Source organism: Paenibacillus cellulositrophicus (assembly GCF_009363095.1).
Taxonomy (GTDB): Bacteria; Bacillota; Bacilli; order Paenibacillales; family Paenibacillaceae; genus Paenibacillus_AQ; species Paenibacillus_AQ favisporus.
In genome coordinates this window covers 2,548,113-2,573,634 of sequence record NZ_CP045295.1, presented here as the reverse complement: position 1 = coordinate 2,573,634, position 25,522 = coordinate 2,548,113, and the positions used below count along the sequence as shown (strand labels likewise).

Annotated in this window: 26 protein-coding genes and 1 pseudogene; 18 read left to right on the top strand and 9 right to left on the bottom strand. The window is 50.8% G+C overall.

The genetic code is table 11. The features are described from left to right. Positions 1-288: 288 nt before the first annotated feature. Together GCU45_RS11615 and GCU45_RS11610 are read right to left on the bottom strand one after the other, a co-directional pair. The gene (locus GCU45_RS11615; RefSeq protein WP_152399045.1) at positions 289-1,239 is read right to left on the bottom strand and encodes an aldo/keto reductase; all 951 of its coding nucleotides are present in this window, start codon (positions 1,237-1,239) and stop codon (positions 289-291) included. A 107-nt stretch (positions 1,240-1,346) separates the two neighbouring features. Further along, positions 1,347-2,168 carry a helix-turn-helix transcriptional regulator gene (locus GCU45_RS11610; protein ID WP_152399044.1) on the bottom strand — a complete coding sequence of 274 codons (822 nt, stop codon included), beginning with the start codon at positions 2,166-2,168 and terminating at the stop codon, positions 1,347-1,349. 170 nt (positions 2,169-2,338) lie between these two features. On the opposite strand from GCU45_RS11610, the gene GCU45_RS11605 reads away from it, so the two are divergent. Then, the gene (locus GCU45_RS11605; protein ID WP_152399043.1) at positions 2,339-2,755 is read left to right on the top strand and encodes a hypothetical protein; all 417 of its coding nucleotides are present in this window, start codon (positions 2,339-2,341) and stop codon (positions 2,753-2,755) included. Positions 2,756-2,827: 72 nt separating this feature from the next. On the opposite strand, the gene GCU45_RS11600 is transcribed toward GCU45_RS11605, so the two are convergent. Continuing rightward, positions 2,828-3,331 (bottom strand): hypothetical protein, encoded by a 504-nt coding sequence (locus GCU45_RS11600; protein WP_152399042.1) that lies wholly within the window; start codon positions 3,329-3,331, stop codon positions 2,828-2,830. Between the two features lie 309 nt (positions 3,332-3,640). On the opposite strand from GCU45_RS11600, the gene GCU45_RS11595 reads away from it, so the two are divergent. Both GCU45_RS11595 and GCU45_RS11590 read left to right on the top strand, forming a co-directional pair. Continuing rightward, positions 3,641-4,120 carry an EVE domain-containing protein gene (locus GCU45_RS11595; protein WP_152402989.1) on the top strand — a complete coding sequence of 160 codons (480 nt, stop codon included), beginning with the start codon at positions 3,641-3,643 and terminating at the stop codon, positions 4,118-4,120. 87 nt (positions 4,121-4,207) lie between these two features. Next, positions 4,208-5,428 (top strand): copper amine oxidase N-terminal domain-containing protein, encoded by a 1,221-nt coding sequence (locus GCU45_RS11590; protein WP_152399041.1) that lies wholly within the window; start codon positions 4,208-4,210, stop codon positions 5,426-5,428. Positions 5,429-5,504: 76 nt separating this feature from the next. Here GCU45_RS11590 and GCU45_RS11585 read toward each other — a convergent pair whose 3' ends face one another. Together GCU45_RS11585 and GCU45_RS11580 are read right to left on the bottom strand one after the other, a co-directional pair. Further along, positions 5,505-5,954 (bottom strand): VOC family protein, encoded by a 450-nt coding sequence (locus GCU45_RS11585; RefSeq protein WP_152399040.1) that lies wholly within the window; start codon positions 5,952-5,954, stop codon positions 5,505-5,507. A 22-nt stretch (positions 5,955-5,976) separates the two neighbouring features. Continuing rightward, positions 5,977-6,561: a helix-turn-helix domain-containing protein gene (locus GCU45_RS11580; RefSeq protein WP_152399039.1), complete on the bottom strand. Its 585-nt coding sequence runs from the start codon at positions 6,559-6,561 to the stop codon at positions 5,977-5,979. A gap of 637 nt (positions 6,562-7,198) precedes the next feature. On the opposite strand from GCU45_RS11580, the gene GCU45_RS11570 reads away from it, so the two are divergent. The 10 genes from GCU45_RS11570 (at position 7,199) to GCU45_RS11525 (ending at position 17,004) form a co-directional block, all read left to right on the top strand. Then, a complete protein-coding gene (locus tag GCU45_RS11570; RefSeq protein ID WP_152399038.1) occupies positions 7,199-7,702 on the top strand; it encodes a GNAT family N-acetyltransferase in 504 nt (167 codons plus the stop codon). Between the two features lie 188 nt (positions 7,703-7,890). Then, positions 7,891-8,169, top strand: a complete 279-nt coding sequence (locus tag GCU45_RS11565; protein ID WP_152399037.1) for an ArsR/SmtB family transcription factor — start codon at positions 7,891-7,893, stop codon at positions 8,167-8,169. A 93-nt stretch (positions 8,170-8,262) separates the two neighbouring features. Beyond that, positions 8,263-9,339 (top strand): LLM class flavin-dependent oxidoreductase, encoded by a 1,077-nt coding sequence (locus GCU45_RS11560; protein WP_152399036.1) that lies wholly within the window; start codon positions 8,263-8,265, stop codon positions 9,337-9,339. A gap of 104 nt (positions 9,340-9,443) precedes the next feature. Beyond that, complete coding sequence (locus GCU45_RS11555; RefSeq protein WP_152399035.1) at positions 9,444-10,592, top strand: MFS transporter; 1,149 nt, start codon at positions 9,444-9,446, stop codon at positions 10,590-10,592. A gap of 485 nt (positions 10,593-11,077) precedes the next feature. Next, positions 11,078-11,806 (top strand): hypothetical protein, encoded by a 729-nt coding sequence (locus GCU45_RS11550; protein WP_152402987.1) that lies wholly within the window; start codon positions 11,078-11,080, stop codon positions 11,804-11,806. A 10-nt stretch (positions 11,807-11,816) separates the two neighbouring features. Beyond that, the gene (locus GCU45_RS11545; RefSeq protein ID WP_152399034.1) at positions 11,817-13,502 is read left to right on the top strand and encodes a vWA domain-containing protein; all 1,686 of its coding nucleotides are present in this window, start codon (positions 11,817-11,819) and stop codon (positions 13,500-13,502) included. A 28-nt stretch (positions 13,503-13,530) separates the two neighbouring features. Beyond that, positions 13,531-14,670: a toxic anion resistance protein gene (locus GCU45_RS11540; RefSeq protein ID WP_152399033.1), complete on the top strand. Its 1,140-nt coding sequence runs from the start codon at positions 13,531-13,533 to the stop codon at positions 14,668-14,670. Between the two features lie 150 nt (positions 14,671-14,820). Beyond that, positions 14,821-15,489 (top strand): FMN-dependent NADH-azoreductase, encoded by a 669-nt coding sequence (locus GCU45_RS11535; protein WP_152399032.1) that lies wholly within the window; start codon positions 14,821-14,823, stop codon positions 15,487-15,489. A gap of 80 nt (positions 15,490-15,569) precedes the next feature. Beyond that, positions 15,570-16,505, top strand: coding sequence for a sigma-70 family RNA polymerase sigma factor (locus tag GCU45_RS11530; RefSeq protein ID WP_152399031.1), 936 nt, complete (start codon positions 15,570-15,572; stop codon positions 16,503-16,505). Between the two features lie 94 nt (positions 16,506-16,599). After that, positions 16,600-17,004 carry a pentapeptide repeat-containing protein gene (locus GCU45_RS11525; protein WP_152399030.1) on the top strand — a complete coding sequence of 135 codons (405 nt, stop codon included), beginning with the start codon at positions 16,600-16,602 and terminating at the stop codon, positions 17,002-17,004. A 53-nt stretch (positions 17,005-17,057) separates the two neighbouring features. Here GCU45_RS11525 and GCU45_RS11520 read toward each other — a convergent pair whose 3' ends face one another. The 4 genes and pseudogenes from GCU45_RS11520 to GCU45_RS11505 form a co-directional block, all read right to left on the bottom strand. Next, positions 17,058-17,930 (bottom strand): SDR family oxidoreductase, encoded by an 873-nt coding sequence (locus GCU45_RS11520; protein ID WP_152399029.1) that lies wholly within the window; start codon positions 17,928-17,930, stop codon positions 17,058-17,060. A 149-nt stretch (positions 17,931-18,079) separates the two neighbouring features. After that, complete coding sequence (locus GCU45_RS11515; RefSeq protein ID WP_152402985.1) at positions 18,080-18,934, bottom strand: helix-turn-helix transcriptional regulator; 855 nt, start codon at positions 18,932-18,934, stop codon at positions 18,080-18,082. A gap of 70 nt (positions 18,935-19,004) precedes the next feature. Then, the gene (locus tag GCU45_RS11510) at positions 19,005-19,964 is read right to left on the bottom strand and encodes an aldo/keto reductase (protein ID WP_152399028.1); all 960 of its coding nucleotides are present in this window, start codon (positions 19,962-19,964) and stop codon (positions 19,005-19,007) included. 40 nt (positions 19,965-20,004) lie between these two features. Continuing rightward, positions 20,005-21,200, bottom strand: a pseudogene (locus GCU45_RS11505) (MFS transporter). Positions 21,201-21,336: 136 nt separating this feature from the next. On the opposite strand from GCU45_RS11505, the gene GCU45_RS11500 reads away from it, so the two are divergent. From GCU45_RS11500 to GCU45_RS11480, 5 genes are all read left to right on the top strand, one after another. Further along, the gene (locus GCU45_RS11500; protein WP_152399027.1) at positions 21,337-21,951 is read left to right on the top strand and encodes a TetR/AcrR family transcriptional regulator; all 615 of its coding nucleotides are present in this window, start codon (positions 21,337-21,339) and stop codon (positions 21,949-21,951) included. A 43-nt stretch (positions 21,952-21,994) separates the two neighbouring features. Continuing rightward, on the top strand, positions 21,995-22,942 hold the full coding sequence (locus tag GCU45_RS11495) for a helix-turn-helix transcriptional regulator (RefSeq protein WP_152399026.1): 948 nt from the start codon (positions 21,995-21,997) through the stop codon (positions 22,940-22,942). A 66-nt stretch (positions 22,943-23,008) separates the two neighbouring features. After that, entirely contained in the window at positions 23,009-23,551 is a 543-nt protein-coding gene (locus tag GCU45_RS11490; RefSeq protein WP_152399025.1) for a DinB family protein, read from the top strand. 272 nt (positions 23,552-23,823) lie between these two features. Next, positions 23,824-24,102, top strand: a complete 279-nt coding sequence (locus tag GCU45_RS11485; protein WP_105444212.1) for an ArsR/SmtB family transcription factor — start codon at positions 23,824-23,826, stop codon at positions 24,100-24,102. A 229-nt stretch (positions 24,103-24,331) separates the two neighbouring features. After that, the gene (locus GCU45_RS11480) at positions 24,332-25,501 is read left to right on the top strand and encodes an MFS transporter (RefSeq protein WP_152399024.1); all 1,170 of its coding nucleotides are present in this window, start codon (positions 24,332-24,334) and stop codon (positions 25,499-25,501) included. Positions 25,502-25,522: the final 21 nt, after the last annotated feature.

The window sequence follows — 25,522 nt, the reverse complement described above, 5'->3', positions numbered from 1 at the left end:
AAAAGTATGAAACCGCTTTATTTATCCCTTTTCGAGTCAATATACTATCATAACGGGATGTGGCTGGCAATAATTAAGTTATACTATTTTACTAATAAAATAATAACAAAAATAAAATAGTTATCTGTTGGCCTGAATTATCGTTCAAAGGAAAAAGCCTCCACATTCGAAAAGAATGAGGAGGCGGAGGGGTTATGCGCTTTTCAATGAAGGGGAGGGAGCAAGAATGAGCCCCGTTGGGCGCCCTTCATCTCTTTAAGAATCACATCTCACCGGTTTTTATATGAGTCAGGCTTGACGAAAGCGGCTGCCGGAGGCAATGCCCTTAGGTGAGATTCGCTCGATCTCCGCCAAATCGTCGGCCGTTAGCTTTACATTCAGCGCGCCAAGGTTTTCCTGCACACGGTCGAGCCGTTTCGTTCCGGGGATCGGAACGATCTGCTCACCCTGCGATAGGAGCCATGCCAGGCTTAGTTGGGCGGGGGTGCAGCCTTTTTGCGCGGCTAACTTCTCGACCAAGGAGGCAACCTCGACGTTCTTGACGAAATTCTCGCCTTGAAACCGCGGGTAATGGTGCCTATAATCGTCTTCCGGCAAGTCATCAGGTTTCTTGATCTGACCGGTTAGAAAGCCGCGGCCAAGCGGGCTGTAAGGGACAAGGCCAATACCCAGCTCCTTAAGAACAGGGAGGACTTCATCCTCAACTTCCCGGCTCCATAGCGAATATTCGGTTTCGACGGCAGTGATAGGGTGGACGGCATGGGCTCGCCGGATGATGTCCACGGGCGCCTCCGATAACCCGATGTAACGGATCTTTCCCTGCTGAACGAGATCGGCCAGCGTTCCGACCGTTTCTTCGATGGGGAAATTGGGATCGGGCCGGTGTTGGTAATAGAGGTCGATGTAATCGAGGCCCAGGCTGTAGAGGCTGGCATCGATGGATTTTTTAATATAGGCGGGGTCGCCTTTCGGACCTTGGCCGTGTGTGATCCCGAATTTGGTAGCGATAATCGCCTCGTAGCGTCGGCTTTTCAGGGCGCGTCCGACAAGCTTCTCGTTCTCACCGAACCGGCGGAATTCCGGGTCGCCGTAAAAATCGGCCGTATCGAACATCGTTACGCCCAGATCCAACGCTCCCTGGATTGTGCGAACGGATTCCTCGTTATTCGGCATCGTCATCGTGCCAAGGCTGATGGCCGACACTTCAAGTTCTTTGCCTAGTTTTCTTTTCAGTACCATAGAGATTCCCTCGTTTCCTGCGTTAGTATCGCTCGAATATGAACTAATTCTAAGCGAACCAACTTGAGGCAACCACACAGCGTTTTTACTAGTAAAAATATTACCCGTCAGTCTTTCTTATCCACTGCAGCCGGCATATAGACGCAGATGTGCAGATCCGGGCTGTCGGACAGATTCGCGAGCGGCCGGATGTCATAAGCCACAGGGGTATCAGAGGCCGAGGGCTGCAAAATAACCCGGTCTAATTTCTTGAGTCGAATCTCATACGGCTTCCACAAGCGGTTAAATTCCTCGCTGCTTTGGATCAGATGCTCTACCGTTGTTTCAAACCAAGGATCGTCCCGGTGTTTATCATAATGGGTTCTGAACACGGCGACCCCATAACTCGCGAATTCATCGATATTCACGATCCGTCGGCGCAATTCTTCATTTTCGAAAGCCAACCGAATTAATGAACGCTCCTCGGCTGGAATGGAAGCAAAATCGGTTAACATTCTGCTGGCCGCCTCGTTCCAAGCGAGAACTTCAGTTCTCTTATTGGTGATATATGAGGGGTAGGCTACTTGATCGATGATCTTCTGCAGCTGTAGATCCACGGCAACGGGAGGCGCCGAACTCGCAGAATTTGAATCGGGCCCATAAGGATTCCACAGCTGAAGCAAATGGCCTCTCTCGTCCGGAGACAGTTGAAGCGCATTGGCAATGCTCTCGATGACTTCCCTGGAGGCGGATAGCTCTCTTCCTTGCTCCAGCCACGTATAATAAGTGGCGCTTACGCCTGCCAGGATGGCTACCTCCTCCCGCCGAAGGCCGGGTGTTTTGCGCTGACCGCTGGAGAAGTTTAATCCCGCATCCTCTGGCGAGAGACGTTCCCTGCGCGATTTGAGGAACGCTCCCATCGTTTTCGCCCTGCTGTTATGTACCGTCATTAATGTCGATCACCACCTGTAGGATTGGGTTTCGTTCAAGGTATCAGCATGATCATTGAGGCTGATTTACGATACAAGTATACCATAGGGACCTGTGACGATAGGAAGGGTATAGACTGAATCAAGTAGTCGTCAATCAGGTGTAAGTTCCGTTTTGAAAGGAGCCTAATATGAACATCAATTTTTTAAGACAACTTCAAAGAATCCTGAGGTTAAAAGATTTGGAAGCATGGGATGTTGCCATGAACGGTAAAGATTGCCGGATTATCATTGTGGATGAGGGGCGGCCAAGCCGTGATGAGGATTTTCCATGGCTTAAGGATGGAATAGGAGAGGACAAAAGAGAAAACCATATCACGGCGCATGTATTTTCATCTACAAGTTTGGAGAAAAGCGAAGAACGCATGTTGTACCACATCGCCGAACATCTGACGGATCATGTGGCACTAGCACACTGCCATATCACGGTACTCTTTCAGCAAGAGGAGGATTATGATCATGCTTTAAGCTGTTTGCTGCAAGCCAAGGGATACCCGGAGGTTCACACCATTCCGCTTAGCAAGTTTTTTCGTTTTTCTCAGGATTAGTCAGGAATAAATAATCTGGATGATTTCACCTAAAACGCAGCTCCTTTTTAATAAAAAATAACTCCCAAAAGGTTAGGAGTTATTTTCGTTATTTTCTAGTTTTACATTATATTTTTCAGCTAGTTCTTTTAATCCGGCTTGATATTCTCTCATCATCTTCCTAGCCTCTGAAAGTTTTTCATTCGCTTCAGTAACAGTCATCATATCCTGTTGTTCTATAGCAGAAGCTATCGTTGTGAACGCTGAGTTCTGAAGATTTAATGCGTCTATATAAATATTATGTACTTCTCTCAACTCTTTTGATTCAATATTGATTCCTTCTACTTTCTTAATGAACTGGTTGTAACCAGGTATTACTTCGTCTATCAAAATGTTGTAAGATGTTTCGTCATCTGTATAATTAGCTCCGGTTATACTTTCATAGGTACTAACTAACTCATGCTCCTCTTTGCCCAAAGGAGACATCTGTTCATTAATGTAAGATAGTAATTCTTCTGTTACCGGATCAGTTTTGCTACACCCTGTTAGGGCACCAAAGAGCAGTATGGCGCTAATAAGAAATATAAGCTTTTTCAATAAAAACCTCCTAGTCTAAAATACCTTTATTTAGTAGATTATAATGGAAAATAGTTCAAAAGCAATAGGGTATTTGGAACTATATCAATTTGTTACCTTTTTAGATTCCTAGTTAGAGTTTGGACCCTTGCTCAATAGGTTGATGTCTTAGATCGATATGTCATTCCGGTTCGTGCGCCAGAACAAAGGTTTGTACCCGAATGCTAAAACGCTACTGACAGACAGTTGTCAGCAGCGTTTTTATATAGTCATAGGAGATGATTTATTAAGGAGGCACCCATATTGGAAAAGAAATTCGAAGATCAAACCATGCCGGTTACCGCAAATCGGCAAAACAGCCGCTACTGGATCGGTGTTGTATCTGCCTCTCATGTGAAGCGAGGGGTTCAAGGCGGTTTTGCCCAGCTCTGTCATGGAAAAGCAGCGCCTTTGCGCCGGATGAGTCCCGGCGATTGGCTCATATACTACTCTCCACGAACCGACAGGTCGAAAGGGGAACCGCTTCAAGCGTTTACCGCCATTGGGCAGGTGACCGGTGACAGGGTCTACGAGTATCCGATGTCCGAATCCTTTGTGCCTTTTCGCCGGGATATCCGTTACCTTCCATGCCGTGAAGTGAAGATTGCCCCTCTATTGGACCGGCTTACCTTTACCCGCGGGAAGCGCAACTGGGGATATGCATTCCGCTATGGGCAATTTGAGATCGGTTATGAGGATTTCCAGACGATTGCCGGCATCATGTTAGGTGATGCCGAAGATGTGCTGGAATCTCAGATAGTAATCCCATAAAATGGAACTATGGAATATCTGGAATGAAGTTTCATTGGGAGAAACAAGGAGGAATTACATGACTTCAGATCTTGAGGGGGGGAGCAGATGAGAAAACACGATTTGATCCGCAAATTTTTAGGCTGGAGAAAGCACCTGACCAGCAGGGCTTGCGTCCTGCTGTTTGTTACAAGTCTGCTGTTTACGCTGGCCGTGCCCCCCGCTTCGGCTTCCACCAATCCGCAATCGAGCGCTTCGCCCTCGGATTCTTTTTCCCGGCTGGCAGCTTCTTGCGGCCCGGATACGCTAACTCGTGCAATCATTGCCGGTGGAGATATGCTGTATGACACACTATATGGTGCTCGCAAGGAAGACCGTCCGCGCCTGAACAAAATTTGCGGCATTGTCAAGAAATTCGCGGCCGCAGGCAAGCCGGTAAAACCGTTCAATCCTGCGCCAGAGGCATTCTTTTACGGACTGGGTCTAACCTTTGCCCAAGGCAGCAGTGCTTCTGTCTTTGTTTATTTGGATGCTATTTATTGGGAGAGCGGAGACCAGTTTCTCAAGTTGACGGACATGAAGGCGATACAGGATTACAACTCTTTCTTCAAACGAACGGAATTTCTGTCCATAGCTCCGGAGACACCCCGCTTTGGCGAGCAAGTGCATCTAAAGGGCCATCAGCCTATGTTTTTCTCAGACTCCGTTTATGTTTTTTGGGTTCCAGAGAGCGACTCGTACACATCCTCTCCTTCAATATCATCGAGGACGCCATCTTACCCTGTTGACTCGGCTCTGCTGTTGTATGAAGGCAAGCAGCAATTCGGTTATTACGACGTTTCGTTCCTCTTGCCGGCCCTTGGAAAGGCAGCCGACGGCAGCATGAAGCCTGTGGGGAGCAAAGGAAGTCTCCATGTGTCAGGCGGGCCGGGAGAAGGAGGCAGCCACTTTGATCATATGGAGCTGCTGCCGTCGAGCAAGCCTTTTCTGTCAGTGAACGGTGTGCCGTCCATTAGCGAGGATTTGCGGCCGTTATTGAGGGAAGGCCGTGCGATGCTTCCTCTTCGTTCAGCGGCGAAGCTCGCAGGTCAATCCGTCGTCTGGGATGCCTCCTCATGGAGCGTCTTGATCCGCTCTAAACCGCCCCAGAAGTCGGTTTCTTCGTATCTGCGGCCGCAGCTGTGGATCGACGGCAAGCTGGCCTCCCCGGAGCTTCAGCCCATTCTGATCGGAGGCTTGACCTACGTGCCGATCCGCGCGCTTACTGCGGCCTTCGGCATCTCCGTAGCGTGGGACAATGCCAGCCGAAGCGTGCTTATTGATCTTTAGCGCGAAAAGTCACAGCCACGATCCGTGGCTGTGACTTTTTTGCTTTTAAAAGGCAGAAAAAACGAACAAAGCCTCATCACGAAGAGACATGTTCGCCTTTGGGCCAAGTGACTTCTAAACATAGACCATTGTTGTCAAAAAACACAAATGTCCCCAGTTCGGGAATCTCTGTAACGGAAACATGAGCATAGCTCAAACGCTCGCGCAAGGCTTGTACTGCATTCCCGTTCGGGAGCCGCAGGGCCACATGGGGGACGAAACTCTGCGGATGGGTATCTGAAGCGCCCAGCGTTGTCCTTGCTATCGTTCGTTCAAAGAAATGGAAGCCCCATACGTTGTCGTCGTTGGGTTTAACCAAAATAAGACAATGCCTGCCGCGCCCTTCTTGGGACGGGGCGATATCACTGGCTTGCATCCCCAACACATCCCGGTAGAAGCGAATCGTTGCGTCCAGATCCGCTGTATTCAAGGCAATGTGATGAATACCTTGCCAGGGAATTTGAAAAGATTGCTCTGTGTGAGACATACTACATCAGCTCCTTCTTTTTCTAGACGATATATAAGGGAATAGGGGCACTACGAGGGTCGGGAACAATAGGCTTTTGCATCATCCGCTGTTTAGCCCGTGCGAGAAACGCCGTTGGCGTGCAGCCTGCCCATGTCTTGAATTCATGGATGACATGGGCTTGATCATGATAGCCAAGATGGGAAGAGACGTCAGCGAGAGAAGTGGCTGGCCCTTGTATCAATGAGATAAGCAGCGCCTCGAAGCGGAGGAGACGTGCGAACACCTTGGGCGAAACGCCTATGCACTGCTTAAATCGCCGCTCAAATTGGCGCAATGAAAGATCGCATTCAGCGGCAAGGGTACTCATACGGATCTGTCCCTGTGTATTGTAAAGCAGCTCAAGTGCTGATTGCAGAAAAGTCAAATCGGCAAGAGTCCAGCGCGTTCGTGCGGCGTTAAATTGCTGTGAGCAAAGGATTTGCTTGGCATAAGAACTCCGGCGTACCGTTCCTTCCAATGTGAGGGCAAGGCGGAGCCAAATTCCATCACGTGGGACATAGAGCGGCATAGTCTTCTGATCAAGCAATGACATCTGTTTTGGATAAATAGTACCGGGTATTTCCATCGTGCAACTCACCTCCTCATGTGTTCAACGAGAACGGGTTTTGGAAATAGCTTCACACATACAAGATCACTTGTATTTAGGTGTCTTCATTTATGGAAGTTCTAACGAGATCATAACAGAGAACACCATCAGGAGTATTGTGAAAAATCGACGGCTCTGTACTTTTCTTCTTTGGTGAATTTATAGAAAAAAAAAGAGCTGCGCTAGGCAGCCCCTTCTCCGTTTATATGTTGAGTTTCTCGTTTTGCTTTTGTGCTCTTTATCGATCACGATCCCGATACTAAACGTTCCGTTTCTCTCGTCGATGCTGTTTAAATTGATTCCACCGATACTTTCTCCATGTAATGTTTCAATCGTAAACATGATGAGTCCGTTCGTAGAAGCTAATTCTGGGGATAATGAATGGTTTTAATTTTTTATTATTGTTATAAAAATAAAAAACCGGCACAACGATGCGCCGGTTAACCTAAATGCCATACAGACATATTCCTAAAAATGCCATGGATACATAATAGTCTATAAAAAAATTCAATATAAGTCTATTACTTTTTTTGCATAGATTGTATGTTATTAAAGCGACCGCGGCGCAAAAACGAATCGGTGATCTTGCCGAAGATAAGGAAGGGAGAAATCCTGCATGATTACACTCAGAAAAATCACGCTCGAAAACAGACGCGAAATATTTAAACTGGAAGTTTCGGAAGATCAGCGCCGCTTCGTTGCGTCCAATTTGTCCAGCGTAGCTTCGTGTTACGTCCTTACCACCAATGGAGGGCATCCTTTTCCGTTTGCCATTTACGCGGATGAGCAGCCCGTCGGTTTTGTGATGATTACGTATAAAATTACCGGTTACGATACCCCGTCCATCGCAGACGACGGCTATTGTATACTGCGGCTGATGATGGATCAGCGGCACCAAAACAAAGGCTACGGCCGGGAAGCCATGAAAAAAGTGCTGGAGTTTATCCGCACTTTTCCGGCAGGTCCTGCACAATACTGCTGGATTTCTTACAAGGCTGATAACACGCCCGCCAAAAAGCTGTATGAGAGCTTCGGCTTCCGTGACAGTGGTGAAGTGATCGGAGACGAGCAAATCACGGTATTGCGGCTCAATTCGCGACCTTCTATTATTTGTGTCTAAGGATGCGCCAAACGCAAAACCAAACCTAAAACCAAGCAGCAGCCGGCCCAAGGACCGGCTGCCTTTCATTGATCTAGCAGGCCATTTGCAGCTCCTAGGTGGAGCCCTTTACTTTCCAACGGCATCATGCTAAACTGGATTTCGATAGTTATAGAACTGCGGAATAGATGGAGGAGGTGAGCATCATCATGGGTGATCATCAAACAGATCTGCAGGCCGTTAAGGTATATAAAGCTCTGGGGGAACCAACCCGGCTGAAGATCGCCTTGCTGCTCTCGAAAGAAAGCGATTTATGCTTCACGGCCATCGGTGAAAAGCTTGATTCAGTTGCGGGTTCGACGCTGTCGCATCATCTGAAGCAGCTGACGGATTCCGGTCTGATTGATTCACGGAAAAGCGGATCGTATATTCACTATAACGTCAATCGGGAAGTGGCGGAAAAATTTGCGCCTTATTTAATGGCGTAATTTTTTTAACCAACATTTCGATAGTTCTAGAACTGAGGAATTGATGGTTGTACAAGTCATCCTCTATACCCTATGAAGAAGGAGTGCACTCTTATGAGCGACAAAGCAAATACGATGGAGATTGGAATCAGTACGTTTCTTCACGCAGATCCCGAAAAAGGGGGTGTCTCACATGCCGAGCGTCTGCGTCAAGCCATCGAAGAGATCCAATTGGCCGATCAAGTCGGCCTTGACGTCTTTGCCATCGGTGAGCATCACCGTATCGACTATACAAGCTCGTCGCCAGCCGTCATATTGGCTGCTGCTGCGGCGACAACAAAGAACATCCGGCTCTCGAGCGCGGTGACGGTGTTGTCTTCGGATGATCCGGTGCGGGTATACCAGAGCTTTGCGACGCTTGACGGACTGTCGAACGGGAGGGCTGAGATCATGGCCGGACGAGGCTCGTTCATCGAATCGTTCCCGCTGTTCGGCTATGACCTGAAGGATTACGAGGAATTGTTCGAAGATAAGCTGGAACTGCTGCTCAAGATCCGAGCTTCGGAGCGGGTGACATGGCGCGGCGGACATCGTCCTGCGATTGACAATATGGGCATCTATCCTCGTGCTGTGCAGCAGCCTTTACCGGTCTGGATCGGCACGGGCGGCAGCCCGGAATCGGCCATTCGGGCCGGCTTGCTGGGACTTCCGATCGTCTTCTCAATCCTTGGCGGACTTCCGCAGCGATTCGCACCCTTGGTGGAGCTCTATAAGGAAGCGGCTGTGAAAGCCGGGCATGATCCAAATCAGCTGCAGATTGCTACGCACTCGCATGGCTTTATATCCGATACGACACAAGAGGCGTCAGAGCGGTATTACCCTGTGATGGCGGCCCAAATGAACCGAATCGGACGGGAACGCGGTTGGTCTCCTTATACACGTGACTCATACGATGCATCCTGCAGCCTTCATGGCGCTCTTTATGTCGGGGACCCTGAATATGTAGCGGAGAAAATCTTACTGCTGCACAAAAACCTGGGCCTGACCCGATTCCTCATGTACGTAGATTTCAGCACGCTCCCTCATCGCGAGTTGCTGCGAACGATTGAGCTGCTCGGCACCAAGGTAGCACCGATAGTCCGTCAAGAGCTCGACCGTCAAGCATCAAGCGGTAATGATGGAGCGCAGTGACCCGATCGGGGCGTTAGATGCCTAAGGGCAGAGATATTATTTTTTTAACCATGATTTCTACAGATTTAGAACTATGAAATTGATTGGATTAGGAGAGATACGATATGAGATGGAAAATTTATATATTGGCGATTGCCAGCTTTTTAGTCGGAACCTCTGAGTTTGTGATTGCCGGCATACTGGATATGCTTGCAAAGGACGTTGGCGTGTCGGTAGCGGCGGCCGGCCAGCTGATTACCGTCTACTCGCTTGCCTATGCGATCGGTACTCCGATTCTGGTTGCGCTCACGGCAAGGATGGATCGGAAAAAGCTGATGCTGTCGGCTTTGGGCTTGTTTTTCATAGGTAACCTGATCACCATCACATCTACCGGTTACGGCACGCTGATGGGGGCAAGAATCATTTTGGCCATCAGTACCGGGGTATTCATGGTTGTCGCCCTTACCGTAGCGGCCAAGATGGCAAGTCCCGGTAAGCAGGGTGGTTCGATCGCCACCGTTCTCTTGGGCTTTAATCTCGCGCTCATTCTGGGGGTTCCTCTGGGAAGGGTCGTTGCGGGCTCGTATGACTGGAAGGTCATTTTCACGGGGATCGGGGTGCTCAGCCTGCTCGCCATGTTGGTTCTTCTGCTGGCGATTCCCAAATCAGAGGGAGAGGCTCCTGTTTCCATTCGGGAACAGCTCGCCTTGTTCACATCGCCCCGGATCTTCGTTGCGTTGTCCATCAGCTTTTTCTGGATATTGGGATATACGATTCTGTATACCTATATCACACCGTTTCTTCTGACCATTACGGGGATGAGCGAACGGATGGTAAGCATCGGGCTGTTTGCATTTGGGCTGGCAAGTCTCCTGGGCTCCCAAGTTGGCGGCTATGGTACAGACAAATGGGGGATCCCCCGTACGATGGTAGGCGGTCTGATCTTTCATTCGGGCATTTTATTTTTGCTGACGGCCTTCTCCCATTACTCTATGCTTGTCCTCCCATTGCTGATGCTGTGGTCCTTCTTTGCTTGGTCGATGGGTCCGGTTCAACAAGTGTACTTAATCGGTATGGCTCCCCAGGCTTCGGGGATCATCTTAAGCTTGAACACCTCCATTGTGCAGTTGGGGATGGCTGCAGGGGCTGCTATCGGAGGCGTTATTGTGGACAGCATCTCTCTGACAGCAGCCGGCTGGCTGGGTGGAATAGGGGTCGCCCTTGCGCTGATCCCGGCCGTGTATTCTTTGACAATGCGCCGCCGGGCTGCATGAGAAGAGCTGGAAGCATGTGCCTTGGCTTTCAACAAGAGTGATCGTAGGAACATTTTACGTACTTGCCCCATCATCCACTTGAACGATTCAGCATCTAGCGAAAGTGCGATAGCTCCGTCCAAAATAAAGGCAGCCGGCTTGTTAAGCGGCTGTCTTTTTGCGGCCAGCGAAATGCCGACCCTGCTTTCTTCGCCAGTCTATCTCCTTCCATTCGTTCATACTGCCACCTTGCCGAGCATAAGGAAAATAAGTAGCCCGTTAACATAGAATGAACTAAAGAAATGAACGTGTTATAGGCCTCTAGTGAGCCGCTGTAAAAGGAAGCTCAATGCAAACTTTAGTTGAATCTATATAAATGAAGCCAAAACGGAGAACAAACCGTATTAAAAATAAATCGTTACAAAAAATGACATCCCAAAACATCATCATGTAGAATATGGTAAAGGATGAGATTAGTGATGAAGGAGGTGCGAACCTAATTGGGAATGAAATACATAAAACTGCTGGGTATCACTCTGGGGGTCATCGTCGTGAACATCGTTCTGTTCTCCCCGGGGTTTATCGGTCTTAACATCGGCGGCAACGCCTTTTCGACGGCATTCGGGATTACCTTCCTTCTGGCGAGTGTTCTGGTCCTCATTTATTCGGTTTACAGTGTTAACGCCAAGACTCCGGCCGCCGTACCGGTCAAACAGATCCAGACGCATGATGACTACGTAAATGCCTTGCAGTACTACAAGAAAGTCAAAGCGTTAGAAGCGGATATATCCATTGCTCTAAATCAGCTCGACCGCATCGCACGCAAGAAGTACAAACTGGTCGGCGTGTTGACCCAGCGTTTCGATCCGAGCGAGCTTAGCTACAAAAAATTCATGTCGACGGTCCAGGCGGTAGAAAACGTATTTTACCTCAACCTCAAAAGCATCCTGAACCGGCTGGGCGCATTCGACGAATCCGAGTTTAAAAGTCTTAATGGATCTAAAGCCTCTCATCTACCTCCAGAATTACTCCAAGAAAGAAAGCAGATCTACAACGAGTATTTAACATTCACCAAGAACTCCCTGGCGACTAATGAAGAGATCCTGCTCAAGCTGGATAAGCTCCTGCTGGAAATATCCCGCCTGGACAGCTTCGAAGCCGGCGACATCGAGAAGATGCCCTGCATGCAGGAAATCGATCTGTTAATTAATCAAACCAAATATTATAAGAATTAGAGGTGTTCATGTGAAGAAGGGCAGGTTTATTCTGACTTCAGTGATCGTGTTGATTTTTGTATTTGCGCTCGTGTACGGGGGAATTACGGTAACCTCGAATCTCGGGAAATCGAAAGGCCAGGTGACCGCGGAAGACGCAGCCAAACGGCTGGATAAATTATATTCGAAGATTTCACCCGCAACGGCAACGCCTGTAAAAGGACAAATTGACCTGGACCCGGTGGATGTGGCCTCATCCCTTCCGGATATCAGCAAATTTCCGATTACGGTGCCGAACACGAATGATCATTATGTCGAGATCTTCTCATCGACCGAGAAGTCGGGAACCGGCGTGGACGGCTGGCTCACGGAGGCGGCGACGGAGTTCAATAAAGCGAATGTGGCTGTAAACGGAACTCCCGTATCGGTTAAGGTCCGCAACATCGCTTCCGGCACGGCAGCGGACTATATCATGTCAGGTAAATACGTACCGGATGCCTTTACGCCCTCCAACGAATTATGGGGAGAGATGGTTAAGTCCAGCGGCGTCAAAACCCAATTGGTGTCTAAGCGCCTCGTAGGCAACGTTCCAGGGATCGTCATCAAGAAGTCTAAATATGATGCACTTGTCGAAAAGTACGGTTCCATCAATGTCAAAACGGTAACGGATGCGATCGCAAGCAACGAGCTTGTCATGGGTTATACGGATCCTTTTGCCAGTTCGACCGGCCTGAATTTCCTGGTGACCTCGCTGAATACGTTCGACAGCTCCAATATTTTAAGCGATAAAGCGGTTCAAGGGTTTGAGAAATTCCAAGCCAACGTACCGTTCATTGCCTCGACGACGATCCAGATGCGGGATGCGGCCACATCGGGCTCCCTCGACGGGTTCATTCTGGAGTACCAGACGTTCGTCAACGCACCTGACCTGAAAAGCGGCTATGTCTTCACTCCATTTGGCGTGCGCCACGACAGCCCGCTCTACGCGCTTGGCGATACTACGCCGGAGAAGCTGGCCATTTTGAAAAAGTTCGCAGAATTCGTAACCCAGGATAAGTACGTTAAAGCAGCGAAAGACAAAGGCTTCAACGGGCTGGAGGATTACAAATCCGAGATGGCCCCGATTGACGGGAAGCTGCTGACATCCGCCCAGAAGGTATGGAAAGAGAAGAAGAACGGAAGCAAGCCGATTGTGGCTGTATTTGTGGCGGATACGTCAGGCAGCATGGATGGTGAGCCGCTGAACCGCCTGAAGGAATCGCTGATCAAAGGCCAGAAATATTTGGGCAAAGACAACAGCATCGGCATGGTTTCTTATTCCGACGACGTGACCATCCAGCTCCCGATCGGAAAATACGACGTTAATCAGCAGTCGATGTTCGTGGGCGCAGTGAATAGCCTTCAGGCCAGCGGCCAGACCGCGACGTTTGACGGCATCGTGGTTGCGCTCAAGATGCTGAAGGATCAGCTGGCGGCCGATCCGAACATGAAACCCGTTATTTTCGTACTAAGCGACGGTGAAACGAACAAAGGCAATTCGCTCAGCGACATTAAAGGACTGATTGAGAACTACAAAGTTCCGATTTATACCATTGGCTATAACGCCAACATTAAGGCTTTGCAAAGCATTTCCAGCATTAACGAAGCCGCCAGCATCAATGCGGATACCGATGACGTCGTGTACAAGATCGGAAATCTGTTCAACGTTCAAATGTAAGGGTGAAGTCAAAGGGGGAGGATGAGATATGGCGTTTACGATGAGTGTCTCAAGTGCGGAGCAGATCCAGGCTGTGATCGAGGAGGAAGTCAAGCCGGTACCGGAAGAGGTAGCGAAGCTGAAAGAAATCGCTGATGCCAATGTGGCTTCCATTATGGAGCTGGATGTGGAGTCGCTGGACAAACGCAAGAAGATTCTGCAATCGATCGACAGCTTCGGGCTGGATACGATGAAGCTTTCTTCCGAGAAGAACAACCTGCTGCAGGTGTCCGTCGGCAATCTTTCCAAAGGCGGGGACGAAGGGGGAGCCGTTGCCAAAGGGCTGACGGAACTGCATACGCAGCTGAAGGATCTGGACCCCAGTCTGATCGACTTTGCCAAAAAGGGATTCCTCGGCAAGCTGTTCAACCCGCTGCGGGCATACTTTTTGAAGTTTGAGAAGGCAGACGACGTCATTGCTGACATTGTCGTATCTCTCGACAAAGGGAAAACGACGCTCAAAAACGACAATACGACGCTGGAGCTGGAGCAGCAAACGATCCGTGAGCTGACGAAGACGCTGAAGAAAGAAATTCAGCTGGGGACGATGATGGACGAATCGATCGAGGCCCAAATCGAAGCGGCCAAGCAAAGGGGAGAAGATCCGGAAAAAGTCCGTTTTATTACGGAGGAAGTCCTCTTTCCGATGCGGCAGCGCGTGATGGATCTTCAGCAGATGCTGGTGGTCAACCAGCAGGGCATCATGGCCTATGAAGTGGTCATCCGCAACAACCGCGAGCTGATCCGGGGCGTGGACCGGGCCAAAACCGTCACGATCTCGGCGCTGAAAATCGCAGTGACCGTGGCCAGTGCGCTGTACAACCAAGGCATTGTGCTCAAGAAGATCGAGCTGCTGAATCAAACGACGAACAATATCATTGCCGGCACCTCCCGGATGTTAAAGGACCAAGGCGTAGCGATCCAGAAGCAGGCCATCGAAACCAGCGTCTCCGTCGACACGCTCAAGCAGGCTTTCTCCGATGCCATCTCCGCCTTTGAAGCGATCAGCTCTTACAAACAGGCGGCGCTTCCGAAAATGCGGGATACGATCAATCAGTTCCGTGCCTTGTCCGATGAGGGGGAGAAGCACATTCAGCGTCTGGAAAAAGGGAAAGCGCTGGGTCTGTGACCGGTTTCATGGAAACTCTATATTGAAAGTGCGAAGACAGCCGGTTTTGTGACCGGCCGCTTTTTTTTGAATAATTTCTCCGTCTTGTCACAAAATCAAATTGTGAATTGTCTTCAATAGTGTTGAAACCAGGAGGGAGAGATAGAATTTATGGAAAAGCTGCTTGTCATTAATGCGCATCCGAAAGTGGAGGACGCTTCATCCGTAAGCTTGACCGTGCTCCGGCACTTTTTAGAAGCTTATCGAAATCTAAATCCGGAGGGGCCTATCGAACAAATTGATCTGTATTCGGAAGATGTGCCCTGCATTGATCGATTATTTTTCAGCGCACAGGAAAAAATGCAAAAAAATGAGCACTTAACGGAAGAAGAGCAGCGGCTCACTTCCCGGATGTCGGATATCCTTCGGCAGTTCAAGAGCGCCAAGAGGTACGTCATCGCCATGCCGCTGCATAACTTTAATATTCCTTCGAAGCTCAAAGATTATATGGATAACATCCTGATTGCCAAAGAGACCTTCGCCTATACAGACAAGGGATCGATCGGTCTGTTGACCGACGGCCGGAACGTTGTCGTCATTCAGGCAAGCGACGGGATTTATACGAACCAGGACTGGTACACGGAGGTTGAGTACTCCCATCGTTATTTGAAATCGATGTTTAATTTTATGGGCGTCGACTATCAAATCATCCGGGCACAGGGCAATCATTCCTTGAAGAGGGATGAGGTGCTGGCCAAGGCATTTCAAGAAGCCGAATCTGCGGCGGCCTCTTTGGCACATCAGGGAATGCAAGTGTCCAATCAGGCAGGGAGCAAGTAATTCATCGTAAGGGCGTCAGCCCCGGATTCACGTAGGCTATGTTACAATAAGCGGAAAAGAGCGGGGACGGAGATGGATAGATGACAACAGATACATCCAGTTTATATGTAGAGTATAAGCCGCTGCTGAGCAGCATCGCCTACCGAATGCTGGGGTCGCTCACGGACGCCGAGGATATTGTGCAGGACATTTTCATTGAGCTGGAAACGATGCAGACCGATCATATTTTAAACATGAAGGCCTATTTGCTTAAAATGGTGACCAATCGGAGCATCAATATGCTGAAGTCGGCCCGTAAAACACGCGAAGTATATACCGGCCCTTGGCTGCCGGAACCTGAGACGGCTGATGCAGGTCAGACTCCCGAAACCGCAGCGATCCAAGCCGAATCGGTCTCCTACGCGCTGCTCGTCCTTCTGGAACAGCTGTCGCCGGTGGAGAGAGCCGTCTTCATTCTCCGGGAAACGCTCGATTACGATTACCGGGATATCGCCGAGCTGCTGGATAAAAGCGATGCGAACTGCCGGAAGCTGTACAGTCGGGCGAAGCAGAAGGTCAGCACCGCGCCGGTTTCGGAGCGGGAGGAGAAAGCGGCCGCCGAGCCGCCGATTGCTGTGCCTGTAGAAAGCACTCGCGTCACTTCCGACCAGGCCAAGCATGCGGAAATGCTATCCCGCGCTTTTATGGCAGCGGCGAATTCCGGCGATTTCAGGGAATTTGTCGGCATGCTTGCGGATGATGCCCGATTGTACACGGATGGCGGCGGCAAGGTTCGCTCGGCGATCTTCCCGATCATCGGCAGCAATCGCATCCTGGCCTTCCTTCAAGGGATTGCCCCGGGAAATATCAAGCCGGAGAATCAGCTGCTGATCGACGTCAACGGGCAGCCCGGCCTGCGGTTGAACCGAGGCGACGAGCTCTTTGCGGTGCTGTCCTTCCAGTTTGACAACGACTCACGGCCTGTCCGTATGTTTATGGTCACGAATCCGGATAAACTGCAGCATGTGACCCCGTAACGGCTTTTTTTGGCAGACATAAAAAGGGTTTCGGAAACAACATGTAGAATATCCCATATGGTTAAAAATTCCAGGTGGGAAAGAGGTATGCATTTTGAAATTTGAACAACAAAATTTAAGCCATTCAAGCTTCAATTGCTGCGACCTCAGTGAAACGGAAATTCAATGCTGCAATGGCAGCGGGATGAGCATGAACGATGTGAATTTGACGGGAATGCATATTTCCGATGCGAATTTGAGCGAACTCGCCATTGACGGTGCTCAATGGGGCGGCGCACTTTTTCAATCCATCGGCTACGGAGATCCAAGCAATCCTGATGCAGAACACAACAAGGAGGGCGTCCGTTTTTCAGACTGCAGCTTCCGTAACGGGCGGATCACCGACTGTGATTTTACGAACGCCAATTTTCAAAACTGCGACATATCAGGATTGGTCATCAATGGGATCAACATCGAAGAATTAATCCAAAAGCATGTTCCTGCGGAACAGAGAGAGTAGGATAACAGATAAAACCATGAAAGCCACCCCAGGGTCTGGAGTGGCTTTCATCATTATGTCTGCCGTACCACATCATCCGCGTCCGTGGAATAAGCGAGTTCTTTCTGCGCGTCAAGCGCGGCCAATCTGTCCAGCAGAGCTTCCCGGATTTGCTCATAGGCATCGCTGCCCAGAGCCATCCGGATCGGACCGTCTCCCTGATCGACGCGGCGGATGATCTGCTGCGCCATTTTATCCGGATCGCCGACAACCATTTGATTAAACATGCTCATATCGATGCCCGGCAGTTCCCCTTTCATCAAGCTGACGAATTGGCCTGCCTCCTTGTCCCGATATACGTCCATCCGTTCTCCGAATACCGCATTGCTCGTAATGAAATTCGTACGGATTCCGCCCGGCTCCACGATAGTCGTCTTAATATTGAACGGCGCGGCTTCCTTGGCCAGCGCTTCAAAGGCGCCCTCGACCGCCCATTTGGAAGAACAATACAGCCCCATTCCCGGCGTGGAATAATGCCCCGCCATGCTCGATATCTGCACGATGTGCCCGCTGCCCTGTTTGCGGAAAAAAGGCAGGACGGCACGGGCTGCGCGCAGTGATCCGAGGACGTTGGTCTTGAACAGATGCTCGATCTGCCCGTCGCTTGCTTCCTCCACTGCACCGTACAATCCATAGGCTGCGTTATTGACAAACACATCGATCGTGCCGAGTTCCTCCCATGCCCGTTCGATCACCTCAACAATTTGCTGCGGGTTCGTCAGATCCAAATGAGCCTGCCATAATCGGGAACCATATTGAGCTTTCAGATCGTCCAGCACGCCCGGCTTGCGCACCGTTACGGCTACACGGTCGCCTCTTTCAAGCAACCGGCGGGTGATGCGCGAAGCCAAGCCTCCTGACGCTCCTGTAATAAACCATGTTTGCATGCGAAATGCCCTCCAATCGCTGTATTCCTTTGTATCATACGAGCAGCGGAAGGGCGCTAGCCACAGCATGTTTATACTATTAACGGGAGTAACAGTCTACGATCATGAGCCGAATGTCCACCTGCAATCCAGACGAGATAGGATCTGCTCTATTGAGGCAGCGAGTCTTGTTCCAGCAGAGACATTAACCTCTCCTCCGTGCCTGAACCGGGTACCGGCACGAAGAAACACCAGTGCAGGTCCGGGTCGCCGTCTATGACGGCCGCCGAATGGAGCATAAACTCCATTTCCTGACCGTCCGGAAGGCGAAACAAAGCGGTGGTTACACGCTTTTGCTTGACTTCGTAGAGGTTCCAGAAGTGCTCAAATTCCTCACTTTCCCGTCTCAAGCGTTCGAAACGTTCCATATACAACGGGTTGTCTTGGCTTCGGTCAAAGCTTGCCCGCAGCACCGCCGCCGAGTAACGGGCGAAGCTTTCCCAGTTCACAAGCCGTTTACGGTAATCCTCCTTGAAAAATATAATGTTCAGCATATATCTTTCATTCTCCGGCATACGGCCGAAGTCGGCGATGACCAGTTCTGCGGCGCGGTTCCAGGCGATCACATCCGTGCCCGCATCCGTGATGAACGAAGGGTACCACAGTTGATCGACGATTTGCTGCAGCACATCGGGATCCGGTTCCTCGCTGATCGGAACGGCGCCGGCGCTTGCCGGGTCCACATTGGCCAAATCGAACAGATGCTTCTGCTCGTCTTCGTCGAGCTGCAGCGCATGGCTGATATTTAACAGCACTTCCGGCGAAGGATTAGCTTCTCTGCCTTGCTCCAGCCAGGTGTAGTAAGTCACGCTCATATTGGCAAGATACGAGACCTCTTCCCGCCGAAGCCCTGGGGTACGCCTTCTTCCGGGCAGCGGCTGGATCCCCGCTTCAGAAGGCTGCAGCCGTTCCCTGCGCGATTTGATGAAATCACCCAATGGAGATGAAGAACGATTTGTTTTCATTTTCATGTACGTCACCACCCTTGCGTTTCCAAGTAGGCCGACAACAGCCATGTAGAGTCTAGACCATCAATTATATCATGCTCTTTTCCCATGCACCCCGAATTTCCACGCCGGTTGACTTGGCGGCCCGTTCTAGTTCTTCGATTTCAGCATCCGATAATTGGACGTCCATAGCCGACACGGCGCTGACGATATGGGACGGTTTCGTCACGCCGATAATCGGCACCGTTCCTTTGGCGATTGCCCAGGCAATGGCGATTTCAGCAGGTTCAACATGGTGACGGAGGCTGATTTCTCTCATTACCCCGATCAGAGCTTCCAGCTTGGCAAGTACCTTCTCATCGAAGGCATCTCCTCGGCGGGTCCCTGCTTTAAAAGGATGTTTTGTATCATATTTCCCGGTCAGCGCCCCTTGCTCCAGCACCATATAGGAGAAGAAGATCAAATCATTGGCATTGCAGTATTCAATAATGCCGGCTTCTTCCGAGGAACGGTAGAGCAGACTGTAATGGTTTTGAACGGCTGAGAGCTGAAGCCCCTCTTGAGCCAAAATGTCCGCGGCGAGCTTGATTTCCTCCAAATTATGATTGGAAACCCCTGCGTATTTAACTTTTCCGCTCTTCATCAACGGGATCAGCTTAGAGGTCCACCGCTGGACGTCTTTCGGATTGTGGATCCAATACACGTCGGTATGATCCCTTTCAAGCCGCTGCAAGCTCCCGGCGAGAAATTCTTCAACAGCCTCGTCTGTCTGCTCGCCGCGGGGCGTGAATTTTGTTGAGATCAGGACGTCATCTCTCCCGCGGATGAACTGGCCCAGAATCGTCTCCGAAGCGCCCATGCCGTAAACTGCGGCTGTGTCCCATAGATTTAATCCGGCATCCATCGCCGCATCAAATACGGGCTTCAGATCCTTGGCAGTCAGGTCATTCCCGAAAACCGCATCTCCTCCGTTGGCGCCGTTCCCCCAGGACCAGGTACCGAGGGCTACAGCCGGGATCGTTATGTTTTTTAACTGAAAAGTTTTCATCGTGTATTTCTCCTTTAACAGTGGGATAGGACAAAGACGATTATCTTTTTCCTGGAAAGCCATGCCGCTTCGCGCTCCATGCGATGATCCAAGCGATCAGCAGCAGAATCAGCAGCACGGCCGGAAACGACTGGACGCCGATGAGCTCCAGCAAGGCCCCGCCGACGATGCCCCCGCCGGCGATGGCCAGATTCCATACGGTCGTATTGATGGGCATCACGATGTCCACGCCTTCTTCGCCGCTTGCATTCGCTTGGGCGGTTTGCAGCAGCGTAGCTGCTCCGCCGAAGGTAAGTCCCCACAATGCGACGCGGCATAGACGACCGGTACCGATGTGCCGCCAACCCACAATGCGACCGAAACCAGCGCAAAACCAAGCAGACTGAGCAGCGTCAACAGGCGCAGCTTGCGGTCGATGAGCAAACCGACGATCCAGATAGACACAATCGCCGCGAGACCAAAGATCAGAAGGACCAGATCAACGCGGCTGCCCAGCCCGGAACGCTCGAGAAACGGCGCAATATACGTATATAGGATATTATGGGCCAACATCCAGGTGAGTACCACCATAAGAATGGGGCGGATGCCGGGCAATACAAACACTTGACCCATCGTCATGCGCTCGTCTGCGGGCTGCCCGGTATAATCCGGCACCTTCCACAGCACCCAAACCATGAGAACAAGGGTCAGAAGGGACATAAGCCCAAATACGGCCCGCCAGCCGATCAGGTCGCCGAGCAAGGTTCCGGCCGGTACGCCGAAGGTAAGAGCAATCGGCGTCCCTACCATGGCGACTGCCAGAGCACGGCCTTTTAAAGCATCCGGTACCATCCTCCGCGCGTACCCGGCGATCATGCCCCACGCCGCACCGGCGGCCACACCGGCAAAAAAACGGGCTACAAGTGTCAGGGCATAACTGCTCGAAATAGCGGTAATGGTGTTGAATACCAAAAAACCGGCAATAATGGCGAGCAGCAGCGGACGCCGCCTCATACCGGCGGTAAACATGGCAAACGGAATGGCTGCAACAAGCGAGCCGATGGCATACAGGGTGACGAGCTGACCCGCCATTCCTTTGGAAATATTCAGCCCTTCCACGATGTGCGGCAGCAGCCCGGCCGGAATGGTTTCCGTGAGAATACAGATAAAACCGGTCATGGCAAGCGCCAGCAGCGCCAGCCAGGGAAGCCTGGCTGGGACGGATGCCGGCTGGACCACTTCCGTGGAAGATGACATATGGGACAAGTGAGTGACCTCCTTCGAATGGCAACATAATTTCCGGATCGATCATTCCATATATTAAGTTCAGCCCGGCTGACTTGTCAAGAACTTCTGGATCGATTAGTATAAAATTCATGAAGGGGGTAATCGTATGCCACGGACAGGACGCCCCCGTGCGTTTAATCGGGACGAGGCTGTACTTGCCGCAATGTTTCTGTTCTGGGAGCACGGCTTTGAATCCACTTCGCTGGCCCAATTGCGCGCGGCGATGGGGCATATATCCGCCGCGAGTTTTTACGCTGCGTTTGAATCGAAAGAGGCACTGTTCCGCGAGACGGTGGAGCGGTATAAAGCAACTTACGGCCGGGTGATGGAGAGCTTTCATGATCCGCGTTTGGCACCGAAAGCCGCCATCGAACAAGGCCTGCGCCGCTCGGCGCGTATGCAGACCGAAGTCTCTCATCCACTGGGTTGTTTGGTGGTGTTATCCGGTATAAGCTGTTCGCCCGAGAACCAGCATATCCAAGAAATGCTGGCCAAGGAGCGGGAAAAAAACCGGGACGGGATTAAGGACTGCATCGAACGGGCAGTTGCCAATGGTGAGCTGCCCGATACAGTGGATGTTCCCATGCTGGTGACTTTGTTCGACACCTTTCTCCTTGGCATATCGACGCAGGCGAGAGACGGTATCCCGTTCAAACAAATTGATGCAGCCATCACTCAGTTGATGAGCATCTGGGATGCCCTGTCTCGAAAAAACGGATGACAAGGAATACAAATCGTCTGATGAAAGCAGCGGGGGAGAGAACATGAACAAAACGGAACGGCAGCTCGCCATTACGCTGGAGCTGCAGCGAAACAAGCTGGTCAGAGCAGAGGATTTGGCGGCCCGGTTCGAAACGAGCGTCCGGACGATCTACCGCGATATTCAGGCACTAAGCGAAGCGGGGGTTCCGATTGCCGGGGCTCCCGGGCAGGGCTATTCCCTGATGGAGGGCTATTTCCTGCCTCCGGTCAGCTTCACGGCGGAAGAGGCCGTGGCCCTGCTGATGGGCGCGGACTTTATCGAGCAAAGACTGGATGCGGACTACAGCCCGGTGGCGGAGGCGGCCAAACGCAAAATTGAAGCGGTTCTGCCGGAGCCGGTACGCGCTGATTCTATGCGAGTGCGGGAAACGATGCGCCTTCTCCAAGCCGGCGAGCCGGTAACCAGCCGGAAGGAAAAGGACTATCTCGGACAAATTCGGCGTGCGATTCTGGAGCGCCGCAAAATCAGGTTTGCGTATTTAAAAAAATACCCAGAAACGGACGGGAGCCGGATGAATATAAGGGAGGCGGCTCCATACGGACTGACGCTCGTTCAGGGGAATTGGACATTGGTCGCTCACTGCGACCTGCGGCAGGATATCCGCCATTTCCGGTTGTCGCGGATGACGGAGCTTGCCGTGCTCGAGGAGGGCTTTGCCATGCCGGCCGGATTCGATTTGAATCGTTACCAGCCGCCCGATGACCGCAACTTACGGGTGGTGGTTCGGGCGAATCCGGATATCGCCGACAAAATCGCCGAGACCACGCATTTTTATATGGAGGAAATGGAAGAACGGGAGGACGGACTGCGGGTCACCTTTCGAGTGCGTCAGCCGGAGGAGCTGCTCCCCTATATCCTCGGGTGGGGCGGGGCGGTTGTCGTGCTGGAGCCGGAATCCTTCCGCCGCCAAATTCAGATCGAGGCCAAAAACATATTAAACCGCTACTGACACGCTGTTGTCAGGAGCGGTTTTTTATAATGGGAGAAAATCCATAAATAAAGAGGAGTTGTTCCCATGTTGAAAAGCACAGCGAACGCATTGCAGGATCTGGAGACGTCGGTAGAACGGTATTTGATTGAACTGAAGAACTTTGATATGGAGCAGTTGCTGATAAAAACGAACGAGGAAGAATGGTCGATTGGGCAGATGTATATCCATTTGATTCAAACGGCGCAGTTCATGCATCTTCAGCATGTCGATAGCTGTCTGGCCGGCAACGGGCCGGCACTCTCCACCGCGGAGGACAAGACGGAGATTGGCAGGAAGGTATACGAGCTGGGTAGCTTTCCGCCGGTCCGGGTCCGGGTCCCGGCTTCGCCGCAGTACACCCCGCAGCAGCCGGAGAGCAAGGAGCAGATTATCGAAGGGCTCCGGAGTGTAGTGGAACGGATGAAGCGGACGGAGCCTGCTTTGAGTCAGGAACCTGAACAATATAAGATCCCGCATCCACGTTTTGGGCCGTTAAGCGCCAAGGAGTGGTTTTTACTGGTTGAGATGCATTACCGGCACCATTTTATGCAGCTGGAGCGGTTGAAAAGCGAGTTAAGCCTGGTTTAGCCCGTTAGCGTTGCCACCTGTATTCTGAGGCCCAAAAAGCAGAAAATACAGCAGCAGTCCAAGGCTTGTCCTCTTCTTCGGCTGCGGCTGTTTTTTTACTTAACGGTCGCTCCATTTAAAAACACCACAGCCAGCGGGGCATTTGTTCTAGGGAAAGGGATTTGGTTCAGAAGGAATCATATTTATTCTAGATCGCTGTTGACAAAGGAAATTTCATCGCTTAGTATATCGATAAATGTAGAATTATAAACCTATGGAAGGAGGGCAACCCCATGAACAAGGAGCAGTCACATCAGGAAGCTGTAAAAATATACAAAGCACTCGGGGAGCCGACCCGGTTACATATCGTCAAACTCTTATGCAAGCATGATGAATTAAGCTGCAGCCAGATTGAGGAGCAGCTGAATTATAAAGGTTCCACCCTGTCGCATCATCTGAAACAGCTGGTGGAGTGCGGGGTGTTGAGGCTGGCGCGCAAGGAAGGGACCTATCATTTTTATCGGGTCAATCAGGATACATTAGATCGTCATGTTGTGCTTCAGCCAGATTAATTTTTTTTCGGTCCTATATTTCGATAAATTTAAATATATTAAGATAAGATCCAAATGAGTGTGCTGTCATTAGCGGCAGTTTCTTTTTTGATCATTAGATTGATAGTTTTAAATCTATAAGAATGAAAGAAGGATGTGGTTTAACATGTACGTATTTTTATGATCAATATTTCGATAGATATAAAAACATCAAGCAATTCATGTTAATAACCTAAAAGGAGAGGATTCAATGAATAAAATGGGACTCGTTTATTTGCTTGCTTTCGGAGCTTTTGTCATGGGGACGGCTGAAATGGTCGTCATGGGGATTTTGGGGATGATCTCGAATGATTTGAACGTATCCGTAGGCACAGCCGGGCAATTAGTTACGCTGTATGCCGTTGTATTTGCGATCGGAACCCCAATCCTTGTATCGCTTACCGGCAAAATGAAGAGAAAAAGGCTGCTGCTGCTGACCTTTACTTTGTTTGTCATTGGTAATTTGGTCGCCTTCTTTAGTCCGGATTTTACCGTCCTGATGATTTCCAGAATGATTCTGGCAGCCAGTCAAGGCGTATTTACGGTGGTGGCCCTCATGGTCGGCTCCAGCCTGGTGGAGCCCCAAAAGCAAGGGAATGCCATCGGCATCATTTATATGGGATTTAGTACTGCCTTGGTTGCAGGCACTCCGCTCGGAACCATCATCGGCGAATATTGGGGATGGCGTCCGGTGTTTATGCTCATTGCGGCATTGAGTGTGCTTGCCATGATCGGAATCGCCGTGTGGATGCCGAAGGTACAAGAACAGAAGCCGACTTCGATTCGGGACCAGCTGCTTGCGCTGAAGGATCGCCGAATGGTCAGCGGCTTGATGATCACTTTTTTCTGGATTGCCGGGTATCAGTTGATGTTTACATACATTGCGCCTTTTCTTGAGACAGCCGTGGGCATGAATACGACGATGATCAGCACGGCGCTCTTCGTATGCGGCCTGTTCGCTGTCATGGGATCACGCCTTGGCGGGTACGGCGCGGATAAGTGGGGAATTGGCAAAACGCTGCTCGTCAGCTTGCTTCTTCATGCAGCCGCACTGGCCGTACTTCCGTTTGCCGCAGCCACGATGGTGAGCGCGCTGATCATTCTGGCGGTCTGGTTCGGAGCGGCTTGGATGACGACTCCCGCTCAGCAGTATTACCTCATCTCCCTTTCCCCGAAGACTTCGGGTCTTGCGCTGGGATTGAACAGTTCCATGCTGCAGCTTGGAATGGCGGTAGGCGCCGGGGTAGGCGGATGGGTGGCCAATCAGACGTCTCTGATGCAGCTGGGTTGGGTAGGAGCGGTAAGCATTCTGCTTAGCGCGATCACTGCGCTGTACTCTTTTTCGCTTAAAGGCAGAAAAGAATCGGTACTGAGCAATTAACCTCTGGAACTCACCGTGAAA